Source organism: Kitasatospora sp. NPDC008115 (assembly GCF_042957205.1).
Classification (GTDB): domain Bacteria; phylum Actinomycetota; class Actinomycetes; order Streptomycetales; family Streptomycetaceae; genus Kitasatospora.
This window is the reverse complement of record NZ_JBIBHU010000034.1, coordinates 25,111-40,575: the sequence shown is the minus strand read 5'-3', so window position 1 is coordinate 40,575 and position 15,465 is coordinate 25,111. Positions and strand designations below refer to the sequence as shown.

Below are 15,465 nucleotides of genomic sequence, written 5' to 3'. Positions count from 1 at the left end.
AGCGATGCGGGAATGAGCGACGCACGGAGCGGCGAGCGGCGTGCGACCGTACGGGGCACGGTGTTCCGGGGTGCCACGGTCGTCGACGGCACGGGCGCCGGGCGGTACCGGGCGGACGTCCGGATCGCCGACGGGGTGATCGTCGAGGTCACGGGCGCCGGGACCGCCGTGGGCGCCGCGGCCCGGACGGTGGACGCGGACGGGCTGGTGCTCGCCCCCGGGTTCATCGACATGCACGCCCACTCCGACCTCGCCCTGCTGCGCGAACCCGAGCACCAGGCCAAGGTCACCCAGGGCGTGACCTGCGAGGTCCTCGGCCAGGACGGCCTGTCCTACGCACCGGTCGACGACACCACGCTGCCCGCGCTGCGCCGCCAGATCGCCGGCTGGAACGGCGACCCGGACGGCTTCGACTGGGACTGGCGGACCGTCGGCGGCTACCTGGACCGGCTGGACCGCACCGGCCCCGCCGTCAACGCCTGCTACCTGGTGCCGCACGGCTCGCTGCGGATGCTCGCCATGGGCTGGGAGAACCGTGCCCCGAGCGAGGCCGAACTCGACCGGATGCGCGAGCTGTTGGCGCAGGGCCTGGCCGAGGGCGCGGTCGGCATGTCCAGCGGCCTGACGTACACCCCCGGGATGTACGCCGGAACCGAGGAGCTGGTCGAGCTCTGCCGGGTCGTCGCCGGATACGGCGGCTTCCATGCGCCGCACCAACGCTCCTACGGCGCGGGCGCGTTGGAGGGGTACGCGGAGATGGTCGAGATCGCCCGGCGGTCCGGCTGCCCGCTGCACCTCACCCACGCCACCATGAACTTCGGCGTCAACCAGGGCCGGGCCGGCGAACTGCTGGACCTGGTCGACCGGGCGCTCGACGAGGGCGTGGACCTCACCCTGGACAGCTACCCCTACCTGCCCGGCTCCACCACCCTGGCCGCCCTGCTGCCCGGTTGGGCCACGGAGGGTGGCCCGCAGGCCACCCTGGCCCGCCTCGGTGACCCGGCGGCGCGCGAGCGGATCCGCTACGAGGTGGAGGAGAAGGGCAGCGACGGCTGCCACGGGGTGGTCACCGACTGGGCCACCATCCAGCTCTCCGGCGTCGGCGCACCCGAACTCGCCGACGCGGTCGGCCGGACCGTCGCCGAACTGGCCGTCGAACAGGGCCGCAGCGGCACCGAGGTCTTCCTCGACCTGCTGCTCCGTGACGAGTTGGCCACCACCATCCTCCAGCACGTCGGCCACGAGGAGAACGTCCGGGCGATCATGCGCCACCGCGCGCACACCGTCGGCAGCGACGGGCTGCTGGTCGGCGCCCGGCCGCACCCGCGTGCCTGGGGCACCTTCCCGCGCTACCTGGCGCGCTACGTCCGGGAGTTGGGCGTGCTGATGCTGGAGGAGGCGGTCGCCCGGATGACCGGCCGGCCGGCCGGCCGGCTGCGCCTGCACCGGCGCGGGCGGATCGCCGCCGGGTACCACGCCGACCTGGTCCTGTTCGACCCCGACCGCGTCCAGGACACCGCCACCTTCGAGCAGCCCAGGCAGCCCGCCGCCGGCATCGAGCACGTCTATGTGAACGGCACCGCCGTGGTCGAAGGGGGCCGCGCCACGGGTGCGCGCCCCGGCCGGGCGCTGCGCCGCACCGAGCGGGGGGCCGAGGCCGTATGAGGCCCGGTCCGATGGCGTCGAGCGTCCCCGCTTCCGTGAACCCGAGTGAATGGATGAAAGCCGCGTGAATCCCAACCCTGCGAATCCGAATGTCGTCGACCCGCGCCCCGCGAACCCGAGCCCCGCGAACCCGGGTCCGGTGAACCCGGGTCCGGTGAACCGGAAGGCGTCCGCCGAGGCGATGGTGGCGGCGGCGCGGGCCGCGCTCGCCGCCGAACCGGTGATCGCGGTCGTCCGCGCCCCGCGGATCCCGGACGCCGCCGCGCTCTGCGCGGCGCTGGCGGAGGGCGGCATCACCTGGACCGAGTTCACCTTCACCACACCGGATGTGACGACCCATCTGCGCAAGGCGGCGCAGGCCGGCTACCGCGTCGGCGTCGGCACCGTGCTCACCGCCGAGCAGGCCGAGCGCGGGCTCGCCGTCGGCGCGTCCTTCCTGGTCACCCCCGGCCTGCGGCCCGAGGTCGCGGACGCCGCGCACGCGGCCCGGGTCCCGGTGGTGCTCGGCGCGCTCACCGCGACCGAGGTGGCCCAGGCCGTGGACCTCGGCGCCGCCGCCGTGAAGATCTTCCCCGCTCGGGCCTTCGGACCCGGCTACTTCAAGGACCTGCGCGGCCCCTACCCGGACGTCCCGCTGGTCGCCTCCGGCGGCGTCAACGCGGGCAACGCGGCGGAGTTCCTGGCGCACGGCGCGCTCGCGGTCTGCGCCGGGACGGACGTGGTGGCGCCGGAGGTGGTCGCGGCCGGGGACTGGGCCGAGATCACCCGGCGGGCGCGGGCGTTCACGGAGGCCTGCGCGGTCCGCTAGCGGGCGTGCCCGGCGGCCGTCCCGGTCTTCGGCGGGGTCGGCGGCCGGGCGCGCGGGGGGCCGCGCCGGGGGAGCAGGGGGGCGCGGGGGAGTGGAAGGGGCTCGGGACGGCGCGCGGCACGCCCCGGGGCTGCTTCCGGGAAACGCGCGGAGGCCCAGGAGTGGCCGGGCCGGGCTGTTGGGGCGGCCGGGATTCGACGAGAATCGGTAGCCCCCCGGTACCCGGCAGGAGGATCCCACCCATGACCTCGACCCGCCCCGGCCCCGAGTGGCTGACCGACGCCGTGCTGTACCAGATCTACCCCCAGACCTTCGCCGACTCCGACGGCGACGGCATCGGCGACTTCGCGGGCATCACCGAGCACCTCGACCACCTCGCCTGGCTGGGCGTGGACACGGTCTGGCTGAACCCGTGCTTCGACTCGCCGTTCCGCGACGCGGGGTACGACGTCACCGACTACTTCACCCCCGCCCCGCGCTACGGCACCGCCGACGACCTCGCCGTCCTCGTCGACGCGGCGCGGCGCCGGGGCATCCGGGTCCTGCTGGACCTGGTCGCCGGCCACACCTCCGACCGGCACCCCTGGTTCCAGGCCTCGGCGCAGGACCCGTCCGACCACCGCTACATCTGGTCCGAGCGGCCGGTGGACGGCTTCGTCGCCTCGCCGGGCAGCCGGCCCGGCTGGTACCGGCCGAACTTCTTCGACTGCCAGCCGGCGCTCAACTTCGGCTTCGCGCGCGAGAACCCGGACGAGCCCTGGCGCCGGCCGGTGGACGCCGAGGGCCCGCGCGCCAACCGCGCCGCGCTGCGCGCGATCATGGACCACTGGCTCGGCCTCGGCGTGGCCGGCTTCCGGGTCGACATGGCCTACTCGCTGGTCAAGGACGACCCCGGCTTCGTCGAGACCGGCAAGCTCTGGAACGAGCTGCGCGACTGGCTGGACCGCGACCACCCGCAGGCCGCGCTGTTCGCCGAGTGGGGCGAGCCGGGCGCCGCCGTCGCGGCCGGCTTCCACGCCGACTTCCTCCTCCAGTTCGGCGGTCCGGACGACGGCCTGCCGCTGCGCTCGCTGTGGAACAACAACGCCGGGACGGTGCAGGAGTTCTGGAAGCAGGGCCCGTGCTACTTCGAGGCCGAGGGGCGCGGCACCCCGCAGCCGTTCCTGGACGCCTGGCGCGCGGCGGCCGAACTGACCGAGGGCGCCGGGCACATCGCCGTCCCGACCGCCAACCACGACTTCTCCCGGCTGGCCACCGGACCGCGCACCGCCGAGCAGCTCGCCCCGGCCTTCGCCCTGCTGCTCACCTGGCCGACCCTGCCGGCGGTCTACTACGGCGACGAGATCGGCATGCGCTACGTCCCGGACCTGCCCGACACCGAGGGCAGCGTGCTCGGCCCGACGTACAACCGGGCCGGCTCGCGCACGCCGATGCAGTGGACGCCCGGCTCGAACGCGGGCTTCTCCACGGCGCCCGCCGAGCGGCTCTACCTGCCGGTCGACCCGGACCCGCACCGCCCGGACGTCGCCACCCAGCGGGCCGACCCGACCTCGCTGCTGCACACCGTGCGGCGGCTGATCGCGCTACGCCGGGCGCACCCGGGCCTGGGCGCGCGGGGCTCGGTGGAGGTGCGGCACGCCGGGTACCCGCTGGTATACACCCGGGCCGGGCGCTACCTGGTGGTGGTCAACCCGCGGCGGGAGCCGGCGGTCGTCCCGGCGGACGTGGCGTTCGGCGGCGGCGTCGGCGGCTCCGGGGCGTCCGGGCGGGCGCTGCCGTTGGACGTGCAGGGCGTGAGCGTCGGCGCGGGCGGCGAACTGCGGGCGGACGGGTTCTCGTACGGCGTGTTCCAGTTGGGGTAGCGCCGCGCGGGACGGTGTGTGAGTCCTCGGCCACCGGGGGCGGACTTCGGTCCGCCCCGTGGTGCGCGGCCGACCGGGGGATCCTCGCGGCGGCGCGGCCCGCCGCCGCCGGGGCGGCCGGGCACGGCGTGCTCTCTTGGCCCTGTGCCGTTCCCGCCGCCCCCGAGGAGTACCGCCGTGCCCCGACCGTTCCGTCGTCCGGCCCGCGCCGCCCTGCTGTCCGGCCTGCCCGCCGCCGCCCTCGCGCTGGCGCTGCTCGCCGTCACTCCCGCCGTGGCCGTGGCCCCGCCGCTGTCCGACCCCCGGTTCGTCGCCCACTTCGACCTCGCCCAGGGCCTCCAGCCCGAGAACATCGCCGTGGAGCCCGACGGCGCGGTGGACCTCACCTTCTCCAACGCCCGCCAGGTCGGCCGGGTCGCCCCCGACGGCCGGCTCACCGTCCTGGCCACCATGCCCGCGCCCGAGCACCCGGCGACCCCCCTGATCGGCGCGGCCGTCGTCTCCGGCCTGGCCCGCGCCCACGACGGCACGCTGTACTTCACCTATGCCACCGGCACCGAGGACCTCACCGGCGTCTGGCGGCTCTGCCCCGGTGAGGAGCCCGAGCGGATCGCCGCGTTCCCCGTGGACAGCCTGCCCAACGGCCTCGCGCTGGACGAGCACGCGGGCGTGCTGTACTCCGCCGACTCGGCGCTCGGCCTGGTCCGGGTCGTCCCGCTGGACGGCGGGGCCCCGGCGGTCTGGTCGGACGACGCCGCGCTCAAGCCCGTCAGCGCCTTCGGAGCCAACGGTCTCAAGGTGCACCGGGGCGCCGTGTGGGTCGGCAACACCGACACCGGGTCCGTGCTGCGCATCCCGGTCGGCCCGGACGGCGCCGCCGGCCCCGTGGAGGTCCACGCCGGAGGCCTGCCCGGGCTCGACGACTTCGCCTTCGTCGGCGCCGGCGACGACCTGCTCGCGGCGCTCAACCCCTCCAACGAGGTCGTGTACATCGGTCCGGACGGCACCCGGCACACCGTCCTCGACGCGGCCGACGGCCTCTCCAACCCCACGTCGGTCGGGATCGGCGGCGACACCGTGTACGTGCCGAGTGCCGCCTTCTTCACCCTGACCGACCCGAACCTGCTGGCGGCGACGCTGGAGCGGTAGGCCGCCTCGGGGGTGGCTCGGGGGCGGCTCGGGTTCAGCGGCGGCCCGGCGGGCGGGTGAAGCAGCAGTCGCCGCAGACACCCGCCCGCGGTCCGGTCCGGTAGTAGAGGCAGCAGCTGTTGCGCCGGAAGGCGGCGCCGGCCGATGTCCCGGTGAGCGTCCCGGTACCGGCGAGCGGCGGTCGGTCGAGCGCCTCGGCGACGAGTGCGCGGGCCGTCGGGGTGTCGAGGACGCGCAGCGCGCCCGCCAGCGCGGAGGCCGCGTTGCCCCGCAGCAGCCCGTCGGAGAGCGGGACCGCCGAGCGCACGGCCGCCGCGAGGTCCGCCAGCCACCCCTCGACGACGGTCCGCCGGAAGCGCTCGGCGAGCGGGGCCGGGTCGGCCGGCGCGTGCCGGTACGGCGACCACAGGTCGATCGGCCCCTGTTCGGGGACCCGGACCCACGCCCGGGCGGGCTCCAGGCCGGGCAGCTCGCCGAGCAGGGCGGCCGCGCCGAGGCCCACCGAACAGAACCGGGCGGCCAGGCCGAGGTGGAGGACGGACGCCGCGACCCGAGGCTCGCCGGTGCCCAGCCGCCGGGCCACCTCGCGCACCCGGTCCGCCAACGGCCCGTCCGGGCCGGGGGCGTAGAACTCCCGCAGCGGCCGGAAGCCCGGCGGCGGGTCCTGGCCGGGCGCGGTGGCGGCGTCCAGGGCGAAGTACGGGCCGACGGCGGCGAGCCGGCCGTAGTCGGGCGGCGGCGTTTCGCTCATCGGGCTGGTCCTCCTGGTCCGTCTCCGTGCCGGGGCCGTTCACCGGCGGGGCCACCGGCGTCGGCTCGGAGGAACGGTACCGTGCGGCGCCTCGGGGGCGATCGTCACAGCAGTCGCAGGGCGCCCGGGACGCGCTGCTCGAAGATCGCGACCAGCCGGTCGAACACCGTCGGCCCGCGTCCCGCCCGCGCCTCGGCCAGTTCGGCGGCGACGGCCGGACGGTTCGAGGGGTGGCAGCGGGCCAGCAGGAGCTCCGACTGACGAACCGTTTCGGCATGGCCCAGGTGCTCGCGGGAGACCTGGTGGTCGCGCCACTCCACCGTGAAGTCGTCGTCCGGCGTGCCGAACCCGCCGCCGAGGCAGTCGGCGAACGCGTCGGGGTTCCGGCCGAAGTAGCCGCCGGGGCCGTTGACCGCCTCGCCGATCGCGCGCCAGAAGTCGTCCGTCGTCCTGATCCGCGTGCCGTCCAGGATGTACACCGTCGTCATGACCTCGCAGGATACGGGGCGGTCGGGGCCGGACCGGGAGGGCGGTGGCCGCCCTGACCTTAGGCTCGGGGGCATGTCTGCCGAGTCCGGCCCCGTGCCCTCCGCCTCCGGCGTTCCTCCCGTCCCCGGTGGCCGGCTGTCCGCCTCCGGCGCGCGGCTGCGGCGGCCGGTCGGGGTGGTGGGGGCGGTCGTCGCCCTGCTGCCCGTCGTCCTGGCGCGTCCGGGGCAGCACGCGGCCGCGCTGCTGGTGGCGTCGCAGGCCGCCGTGACGGTCCTGGTGGCCGCCTTCCCGTGGCCGTGGCGGCGGGTGACGCTCGCCGGGGCGGCGGGTGGCGTCGCCGCGCTCTCGCTGCTGCTCGACCTCGCCTACCCGGGTCCGTACCGGCTGCCCGCGTTCTGGCTGCCCTTGGAGTGGGCGGCGCTGCTGGCGCTGGCGGGGCGGGTGTCCCGGCGCTCCCGTGGCCGGTGGGCGGGCCTGGTCGGCACGCTGACCGTCACGGCGGCGCTGGCCGTGCCGCTGCGCTTCACCGCCCGGACCCCGAACGCGGGTTGGACCGGTTCGGTGATCGCCGTACTGGCGTCGCTGCTGCCGCTGGTCGTGGTGGTCGGGGCCGGCCTCTACCTGCGGGCGCTGGACGCGCGGCGCGAGCGGGCGGTCGACCGGGCCCGGCGCGAGCAGCGCCTGGAGGTCGCGCGGGGGCTGCACGACTTCGTGGCGCACGAGATCACCGGCATCGTGCTGGAGGCGCAGGCCGGACAACTGCCGGGCCAGGAGACGGAGGAGACGGCCGCGCTGCTGCGCCGGCTGGAGGAGGCCGGGCTGCGCGCGCTGGACTCGATGGACGCGATGGTGGGCGCCCTGCGGGAGCCGCGCGAGGACGGGGTCGACGGGCGGCCGCGCGTGGGCGCGGGCGGCGCCGACGGTGCCACCCGGGTGTACGGGCTGGCGGATCTGCCGGAGCTGGTGGGCCGGTTCGGCCGGACCGGGCCGACCCGGGCCCGGCTGGAGGCGGCCCCGGAGGTGACGGGGCTGCTCTCCGGGGAGGCGGAGGCGGCCGCGTACGCGGTGGTGCTGGAGGGGCTCACCAATGTGCGGCGGCACGCGCCCGGTGCGGGCGAGGCGGTGGTGCGGGTGGAGGTGCGGTCCGGCGGGGGCGGGGCCTCGGCTTCGAGTGTGCTGGTCGTGTCGGTCAGCGACGACGGCGGGAGCGGCTCCGGGGTCAGGGGCCTGCTGCGGCGCCGGCCGGGCGTCGGCGGAACCGGGTTGGTGGCGCTCGCCGAACGGCTCGCCGCGCACGGCGGAACGCTGGAGTCGGGGCCGCTGCGCCCGGTGGGGTGGCGCACCGGCTGCGAGCTGCCCGTCCGGTAGGGACCGGGGGCGTCCGGGACGGATCTGCCGATCGGCAGACGGCAGCGGCGCGGCGGGTGGCGGGCGGCGATGCTCGTGGGCGGCGATGCTCGTGGGTGTGACCGCCGCGTCCGTCGATGGAGGAGCCGCCACGGCCGCCCCTGCCACCACGTCCGAGCCGACCGCCCCCGCCCGTCGCGGGCGCCGCGCCGGGCGTGGCCGTCCTGCCGGCCGCCGTCGCCGGCTGCGCCGAGGCCGGGGGACGCCACCCCCGAGTCGACGGTCTTCGGCTTCAGCGGCAGCACCTTGGACGTCGTGACGCGGTACCAGGACCCGACCGACCTCGTCGCGACCGGCCGTCAGGACGTCGAGGTGACGCGCTGGTTCCGGTCGGACGGGATCGGCGAGGAGTGGACCACCTGGACGCCGGGGGGCGACACGCTCACCCTGGAGGCGAGTCGCACCGGCTTCGCCAACGGTGACGCGCGGTTCCGCGGCGAGGTGCCACTGCACACGGCCGTGCCGCACGACGGCAGGGCGACCGGCCTCAAGGGCACCGCGACCTGCTGAGTCGGGACCGGCCGGGGAGCCGTGCGAGACTGCCGGGCGTGACGAGTCCGAACCCGGAGCCCATCCGCACGTTGATCGCCGACGACCAGGAGGCCGTGCGCCGAAGCGTGCGGCGGATCCTGGACGCCCAGCCCGACATCACCGTGGTCGGCGAGGCGGCCGACGGCCTCGCCGCGCTCGAACTCGCGGCCGAACTGCGCCCGGACGTCGCGCTGGTGGACATCCGGATGCCCCGGATGGACGGCCTGGAGCTGACCAGGCGGCTGGCCGCTCCGGGGGCGGTGACGCCGGTGCGGGTGGTGGTGCTGACCACCTTCGACCTCGACGAGTACGTCTACCCGGCGCTGCGGCACGGGGCCTCCGGGTTCCTGCTGAAGCGGTCCGGTCCGGCGCTGCTGGCCGAGGCGGTCCGGGCGGCGGCGGGCGGGGAGAGCCTGATCAGCCCGTCGGTCACGGTGCGGCTGTTGCAGCACGTGACCGCGCCCCGGCGGGTGGACCGCAGGGCCGCCCCGGCGGCGCCGCTGACCGAACGAGAGGTGGAGATCGCCGGTCAGGTCGCGGCCGGGCGGACCAACGCGGACATCGCCGCCGAGCTGTTCATCTCACCGGGGACGGTGAAGACCCATGTGGCGAGCATCCAGCGCAAGCTCGGGGTGCAGAACCGGGTCGGCATCGCCGTGCACGCCTGGGAGATGGGGTACGCGGTGCCGTCCGCGCAGTGACGGTGACGGTGACGGTGGCTGCGACGGCGACGCGTCGAGCGGACGTGCGGAACCTGCGAGGTGGAGGATGGCTTCCGGACGTGAAGTCCTCCGGCCGAATGGTTCGATCGTCGACCGAGGTACCAGCGGCAGACCCTGATCCGTCTCGATCTGTCGCCACTGCCTCCTGCGGTCGAACTTCCTCTACGACCCCGCAGGTCCACCACCATGATGCGCCCGGGACGGCGGATGCACCAGGGGTTTCGGAATGAATTATCCGAAATCCGTCAAATTTCTCGAATCGGACACACCTGGTCTCCGGGGGTGGCGGCTCAGTCGCGCAGCGCGTCCTTGCGCAGGAAGCGCTTCAGCCGCTGCCACGGCCAGGTGTTGATCACGTCCTCGGCGGTCAGCCAGGCGCGCTGCGCGGTGCCGATCCCGTACCGGGGGTAGGCGAGGTGCGGGGTGGCGTGCGCGTCGCTGTCGATCGCGAACTTCACGCCGTGGCGCCTGGCCCGCAGCACGTCCTCGTCCCGCAGGTCGAGGCGCTGGGGCGAGCTGTTGATCTCGATGGCGGTGCCGGTCCGGGCGGCGGCCTTGAAAACGGCGTCCAGGTCGACGTCGATCGGCCCGCGCCGGCCGATCCGCCGGGTGGTGAGGTGGCCGATGACGTGGACGTGCGGGTTCTCGCACGCCCGGACCAGCCGGCGGGTCTGGGCGTCCCGGTCCGCGCCGAAGTGCGAGTGGACGGAGGCCACGCAGACGTCGAACCCGGACAGGAAGCCGGCGTCCCAGTCCACGCCGCCGTCCGGTCCGATGTTCAGCTCGGTGCCGTGCAGCAGCCGCATCCGGCGGTGGCGGCCGGCCAGTTCGCGCAGCCGCTCCCGCTGGGCGAGCATCTTCTCGTCGGTCATCCGCTGCATCACCAGGTCGGGGGCGTGGTCGGTGACCGCGAAGTACGCGTAACCGCGGGCGGCCGCGGTGTCGATCATCTCCTCCAGGGTGGCCAGCCCGTCGGTCAGGTCGGTGTGGGTGTGCAGGTCGCCGCGCAGGTCCTCCTCGGTCACCAGTTCCGGCAGTTCGCCGTTGAGCGCGGCCTCGATCTCGCCGCGGTCCTCGCGTAGCGGCGGCGCGATCCACGGCAGGCCGAGCGCCGCATACACCTCGTCCTCGCTCGCCGAGACGACCTTCCCGCCGCCCTCGACCTCGAACAGCCCGTACTCGGAGAGCTTCAGCCCGGCCCGGACCGCCATCGTCCGGAGCTTGATGTTGTGCGCCTTCGAGCCGGTGAAGTACACCAGCGCCGCGCCCCAGTCCTCCTCGGGGACCACCCGCAGGTCCACCTGGACGCCGTCCGTGGTGCGCACCGAGGTCTTGGTCGGCCCGGTGCCGATCACCTCGGCCACGTAGGGGAGTCCGGTGAGCGCGGCCATCAGCGGCGCCGAGTCCTCGGCGGTGGCCAGCACGTCGATGTCGCCGACCGTCTCGCGCATCCGGCGCAGCGACCCCGCGTACGCGCAGCGGGTGCACCCCGGCACCTCCCGCAGCGCCGCGACCAGCTGGTCGGCCAGCGCGGTGGCGGTGTCCAGGAGGGTGCGGCCGCCGGACTGCCGCATCAGCTCGATGCCGTGCAGGATCTTCTCGCCGCTGCGCTCGCCCAGGCCGGGCACCTCGCTCAGCCGGTCGGCGCGGATCGCCTCGGCGAGCTCGTCGACGGAGGCGATGCCGAGGTCGCGGTAGAGGGCGAGGGCGCGTTTCGGGCCGACGCCCGGGATCGACATCATGGCGCGGACCCCGCCCGGGATCTTCGCCCGGAGCGCCTCCAGCGCTTCGATCCGGCCGTCGGCGAGGTACTCGGCGATCTTCTCGGCGGTGGACCTGCCGACGCCCGGGATCTGCTGGAGCCCCTTGACGTCCAGGCCGTCGATGTCCTCGGGGTGGCCGCCGACCGCCCGGGCGGCCTTCTCGTAGGCGCGGGCGCGGAAGGCGTCGCCACCGGTGATCGAGATCAGGTCGGCGTACTCCTGGAGCAGCTCCCTGGCCTTGTCGTTGAGCCGGGCCATGGGGCCAGTCTAGGTTCGCGGACCGGCCGCGGCGCTCGCGCGGGCGGGGCCGGGGGCGGGCCCCGGCGCTGCGGGCCGTGCCCGCCCGGCCCGTGCTCAGTCCCGTGCGACGGTCAGCACCACGACCACCGTGAGCCCGCCGCCGGGTGTCTGCTCCACCGCGAGCCGGCCCCCGGCCGCCCGGACCAGGCCCGACATCGACGGGCCGACGCGGCCCGGGTCGGTGTCGTTCGGCCCGGCGTTGCCCGGAGCGGCGTCGTCCGGAGCGGCGTCGTCCGGCCCCGCGCCGTACGCCGCGCCGAGCAGCCAGTGCCTGGTGTCCGGGGGCTGCGACGTGCCCCGGTCCACCACCCGGAGCTCGACCCGGGCCGGCTCGCCCGCCCATGGGTCCGGTCCGCCGAAGGCCTCGGCGAACCCCGCCTCCGCCCAGCCGCCCCGGCCGCCCGGGCCGCCGGGCCGGTCACCGTCCGGCCCCGGCCCCGGTCCCGGCAGCGGGTCGGCGCGGACCAGGACCCGGGTGCCCGGCGGGTTGCGGCGGATCGCGTGGTCCACCAGGGCGGCCAGCGCCGCCTCCAGGCGCACCGAGTCCGCGACCACCACCGGCAGCCCCACCGGCACCCGTACGGTCACCGCCGACGCCCGGCCGCCGCCGCGCAGCACCCGTCCCACCAGCTCGGCCGGCTGCACGTGGCGCGCGTCCGGCACGCAGCCGCCGGCCCGGTCCGTCCAGCGCAGCCGTTCCAGCTCGGGCCGCGACAGCAACTGCGGCCCGGCCATGCCGCCGGGCCCGGAGCGCCCCGGAGCACCGGCGCCCGCCGTCCCGGCCACGCCTCCGAGCACTCTCGCGCGCCCACCCGGTTCCGGCCGCCCGCCCCCGCCGACGCCCTTGAGCAGCCGCGCACCCGTCAGCGCCCCGGACCGCCCGAACGGGCCGAACCCGCCCAGCGCCCGGGCGCCCGACGCGACGCGGCCCCAGAGCTTCCCGCCTGCCATCGTCCTGCCCCTCGTCCCCGCCGCCTCCAGGGCGGCCCGGTGCGGGCCGCTTCCCCGGCCCTGCGCCAAGCCTGCGCCCCCGCCGCTCGGGTGACAATCCGGCCCTCGGGCCCCGGGGGGCACTGCCACCCCTCCGACCAGCGGGGCCGTCACCCGCCGACCGGCGGGAGCACCGGACCGGCGCGCGCCCGGTGCCGTGCGCCCCCGTCCTGTTCGAATCCGCAAAGAGTTCTTCGCAAAAATCCTTTGCGAAGAGTCCTTTGCGGTCCTATGGTGCTGCCATGACCGATGACCGCAGGTGGCCGCACAGTCCGGACCCGCAGACCGATGTCGTGATCGATGCCAAGGGCCTGCGCGCGCTGGCCCACCCCGTGCGCGTGCAGCTGGTCGGGCTGCTCCGCAAGAACGGCCCGTCGACCGCCACCAGGCTGGCCGAGCAGCTCGGGCTGAACTCCGGCGCGACCAGCTACCACCTCCGCCAGCTGGCGGCGGCGGGCTTCGTCGCCGAGGACACCGAGCGCGGAAACGCCCGGGACCGCTGGTGGAAGGCGGTCCACCAGGTGACGTGGTGGACGGACACCGACCTCGCGGACCAGGATCCGGAGGCGGCGATGGGGTATCTGCGCTCGATCCTGGCCTCGCACACGCTGACCGCGCAGACGGCGCTCAACTCGCTGGAGACCATGCCGGTCGAGTGGCGGAACGCGATGGACTTCAGCGACATGGTGCTCCAGATCACCCCGGAGGAGGCCCGGTCGCTGGCCGGGGAGCTGGCGGCGGTGGTCGCCCGCTACCGCCGGATCGAGCCGGGAACGCCCGGGCCGGAGGGCACGGACCGGGTGGCCGTGGTCGTCCATGTGCTGCCCGAGCCGCAGGGCGGGGCGAGCGTCGAGGAACCGGAGGGGCGATCATGACCGCGCCCGCCCCGGCCACCTCCTCGACCCCGGCCACGGCGGCCGCGCCGCGCAGCCTGCGGCCGGTGGTCGGCGTGCTGGTGGCGATGGCCGTCTCGCTGACCGGCACCCGGGTGTCGGCCATCGCCCTGCCGTGGTTCGTGCTCGCCACCACCGGCAGCGCCACGATGACCGGCCTGGTCGCCTTCGTCGAGCTGGCGCCCTATGTGCTGGTCAAGGCCTTAGCCGGGCCGGTGATCGACCGGCTCGGACCACGGGTCGTCTCCTGGACCACGGACGCGGTGAGCGCCGTCGCGGCCGGCCTGGTGCCGCTGCTGCACGGCCTCGGGCTGCTGCCGTTCTGGCTGCTGCTGGTCATGGTCGCCGTGATCGGCGCCGCCCGCGGCCCGGGGGACCTCGCCAAGGAGGTCATGATTCCCGAGGCGGCCGAGCTGGGCCGGATCCCGCTGGAGCGGGCCACCGGTCTGTCCGGTGTGACCGAGCGGCTGGCCGGCACGATCGGCCCGGCGGTCGGTGGCGGGCTGGTCGCCCTGCTCGGTCCGATGGCCGGCCTGACGGCCAATGCGGCGGCCTTCGCCCTCGGCTCGCTGGTCATCGCCGTCGCGCTGCCGCGCGGGACGGGCGGCGCCTCCGTCCCGGCCCCGGCATCGGCTCCGGCACCGGCTTCGTCCGGCACCGAGGACGGTGAGGAAGAGCCCGCCGGCTACTGGCAGCTGTTCCGGGAGGGATTCGCGTTCCTGCGGCGTGAACCGCTGCTGATGACGATCATCGTGATGATCGCGGTGACCAACCTCCTGGACGCCGCGTTCCTGACCGTGCTGGTCCCGGTTTGGGCGCGGGAGTCGGGCGGCGGCCCGGCCGCGATCGGCGTGACCGGGACGGTCTGGGGGATCGCGGCGGTGGCCGGCAGCCTGATCGCGGCGGCCATCGCCCACCGGCTGCCACGGCGCACGGTGTTCTTCGCCGGCTTCCTGCTCTGCGGGGCCCCGAGGTTCGTCGTCCTGGCGCTGGACGTGCCGATGAGCGTGGTGGTCGGGGTGTTCGTGGTGAGCGGCTTCGGGGGTGGGTTCATCAACCCGATCCTCGGCGCCATCCTGTTCGAGCGGGTGCCGCGCCACCTGCTGGGGCGGGTCAACGCCCTGGGTGACTCGCTCGCCTGGGCCGGCATCCCGCTGGGCGGCCTGCTCGCCGGCGCGGCGGTGGCGACGACGGGGCTGATACCGGTGCTGCTCGCGTGCGGCGGTCTGTATTTCGTCGTCACCACGCTGTCCGGTCTGCGACCGGAGTGGCGGGAGATGGACCGCAAGCGTGGCCACGGCCCGGTGGAGGCCACCGACGCGAGCAGCGAACCGGCGGCCGCGGTACCTGCCCCGCCTGCTGCGTCGGCCTCGCCGGTCTCGCCGGCCCCGCCTGCCTCGGCGCAGGCGACGGCGGGAGTCAGGGCGGAGTGACGGAAGGGAGGGGGTGATCGACCGGGGGACCGGGGCGGTCATGGGGGTGGCTGGTGCGGGCGTGAGGGGGTCCAGCGGAGGAGGAGGACGGAGGTGAGGGCGGCGAGGGCGCACCAGGTGGAGATGAAGGCCAGGCGCCAGAGGAGGGCACAGGCCAGGGCACCGGCGGCGGTGAGCAGGCCGAGGCGGCGCAGGCGGCGGTCGCCGCTGATGAGCAGGGCGCCGACGGTGGCGAGGAGGTAGCCCGAGAGGAGGAGGGCCGGGTGCGGGATGCCGATGCGGTAGTCGAGGGTGTGGGCGTGGGCGGTGACGCCGACCGGGTGGGTGGCGACGGTGTGGGCCAGTGGCACGGCGACCAGGAGGCCGAGGAGGACCAGCGCGGTGAGCAGCCGCCGCCGGGACGGTCCGGCGTCGACGGCCGCGCGGCGTACGCCGACCGGTACCAGCAGGGGGAGCAGCGGCAGCGCGATCACCGCCCAGGCCGTGCGGGCCCAGGCGGCCGGGGCGGCGGGCAGATCGCCGTCGGCGCCGAGCCAGACGGCGGCCTCGATCAACTGGTGCACGCCGAGCACGAGAGGGAGCGCGGCGAGCGGCAGGCGTTCCGGGCGGCCGGCCTGGTGGGTTCGGACCAGGCAGAGCACACCGACGGCCGTCACCGCGCCGCCGACGGCCAGGTCCGCGCGGGCACTCCAGCACATGGGG

General features: G+C 75.7%; 14 protein-coding genes. 9 read left to right on the top strand and 5 right to left on the bottom strand.

Going from position 1 to position 15,465, the window contains the following annotated elements; genetic code table 11:
• Window positions 1-12: 12 nt before the first annotated feature.
• The 4 genes from ACFZBX_RS32330 (at window position 13) to ACFZBX_RS32315 (ending at window position 5,484) form a co-directional block, all read left to right on the top strand.
• Entirely contained in the window at window positions 13-1,665 is a 1,653-nt protein-coding gene (locus ACFZBX_RS32330; RefSeq protein ID WP_391537363.1) for an amidohydrolase family protein, read from the top strand.
• A 154-nt stretch (window positions 1,666-1,819) separates the two neighbouring features.
• Window positions 1,820-2,473 (top strand): bifunctional 4-hydroxy-2-oxoglutarate aldolase/2-dehydro-3-deoxy-phosphogluconate aldolase, encoded by a 654-nt coding sequence (locus ACFZBX_RS32325; RefSeq protein WP_391537362.1) that lies wholly within the window; start codon window positions 1,820-1,822, stop codon window positions 2,471-2,473.
• 242 nt (window positions 2,474-2,715) lie between these two features.
• Window positions 2,716-4,335 carry an alpha-amylase family glycosyl hydrolase gene (locus ACFZBX_RS32320; RefSeq protein ID WP_391537361.1) on the top strand — a complete coding sequence of 540 codons (1,620 nt, stop codon included), beginning with the start codon at window positions 2,716-2,718 and terminating at the stop codon, window positions 4,333-4,335.
• A gap of 177 nt (window positions 4,336-4,512) precedes the next feature.
• A complete protein-coding gene (locus ACFZBX_RS32315; protein WP_391537360.1) occupies window positions 4,513-5,484 on the top strand; it encodes a hypothetical protein in 972 nt (323 codons plus the stop codon).
• 34 nt (window positions 5,485-5,518) lie between these two features.
• Here ACFZBX_RS32315 and ACFZBX_RS32310 read toward each other — a convergent pair whose 3' ends face one another.
• Both ACFZBX_RS32310 and ACFZBX_RS32305 read right to left on the bottom strand, forming a co-directional pair.
• Complete coding sequence (locus ACFZBX_RS32310) at window positions 5,519-6,235, bottom strand: (2Fe-2S)-binding protein (RefSeq protein ID WP_391537359.1); 717 nt, start codon at window positions 6,233-6,235, stop codon at window positions 5,519-5,521.
• Between the two features lie 104 nt (window positions 6,236-6,339).
• Window positions 6,340-6,723, bottom strand: coding sequence for a barstar family protein (locus ACFZBX_RS32305; RefSeq protein WP_391537358.1), 384 nt, complete (start codon window positions 6,721-6,723; stop codon window positions 6,340-6,342).
• Between the two features lie 73 nt (window positions 6,724-6,796).
• Here ACFZBX_RS32305 and ACFZBX_RS32300 point away from each other — a divergent pair, with 73 nt between their 5' ends.
• From ACFZBX_RS32300 to ACFZBX_RS32290, 3 genes are all read left to right on the top strand, one after another.
• Complete coding sequence (locus ACFZBX_RS32300) at window positions 6,797-8,092, top strand: sensor histidine kinase (RefSeq protein WP_391537357.1); 1,296 nt, start codon at window positions 6,797-6,799, stop codon at window positions 8,090-8,092.
• Window positions 8,093-8,386: 294 nt separating this feature from the next.
• Complete coding sequence (locus tag ACFZBX_RS32295; protein WP_391537356.1) at window positions 8,387-8,641, top strand: hypothetical protein; 255 nt, start codon at window positions 8,387-8,389, stop codon at window positions 8,639-8,641.
• A gap of 38 nt (window positions 8,642-8,679) precedes the next feature.
• Window positions 8,680-9,363 (top strand): response regulator, encoded by a 684-nt coding sequence (locus tag ACFZBX_RS32290; protein ID WP_391537355.1) that lies wholly within the window; start codon window positions 8,680-8,682, stop codon window positions 9,361-9,363.
• Window positions 9,364-9,674: 311 nt separating this feature from the next.
• Here the strand turns inward: ACFZBX_RS32290 and polX are convergent, their stop codons facing one another.
• Window positions 9,675-11,405: a DNA polymerase/3'-5' exonuclease PolX gene (gene polX / locus ACFZBX_RS32285; protein ID WP_391537354.1), complete on the bottom strand. Its 1,731-nt coding sequence runs from the start codon at window positions 11,403-11,405 to the stop codon at window positions 9,675-9,677.
• Window positions 11,406-11,501: 96 nt separating this feature from the next.
• Entirely contained in the window at window positions 11,502-12,398 is an 897-nt protein-coding gene (locus ACFZBX_RS32280) for a hypothetical protein (RefSeq protein ID WP_391537353.1), read from the bottom strand.
• A 281-nt stretch (window positions 12,399-12,679) separates the two neighbouring features.
• On the opposite strand from ACFZBX_RS32280, the gene ACFZBX_RS32275 reads away from it, so the two are divergent.
• Complete coding sequence (locus tag ACFZBX_RS32275) at window positions 12,680-13,312, top strand: ArsR/SmtB family transcription factor (protein WP_391537352.1); 633 nt, start codon at window positions 12,680-12,682, stop codon at window positions 13,310-13,312.
• On the top strand, window positions 13,309-14,763 hold the full coding sequence (locus ACFZBX_RS32270; protein WP_391537351.1) for an MFS transporter: 1,455 nt from the start codon (window positions 13,309-13,311) through the stop codon (window positions 14,761-14,763). The genes ACFZBX_RS32275 and ACFZBX_RS32270 overlap by 4 nt, the downstream gene beginning before the upstream one ends.
• Window positions 14,764-14,801: 38 nt before the next feature.
• On the opposite strand, the gene ACFZBX_RS32265 is transcribed toward ACFZBX_RS32270, so the two are convergent.
• A complete protein-coding gene (locus tag ACFZBX_RS32265; protein WP_391537350.1) occupies window positions 14,802-15,461 on the bottom strand; it encodes a DUF6629 family protein in 660 nt (219 codons plus the stop codon).
• Between the last annotated feature and the right edge of the window lie 4 nt (window positions 15,462-15,465).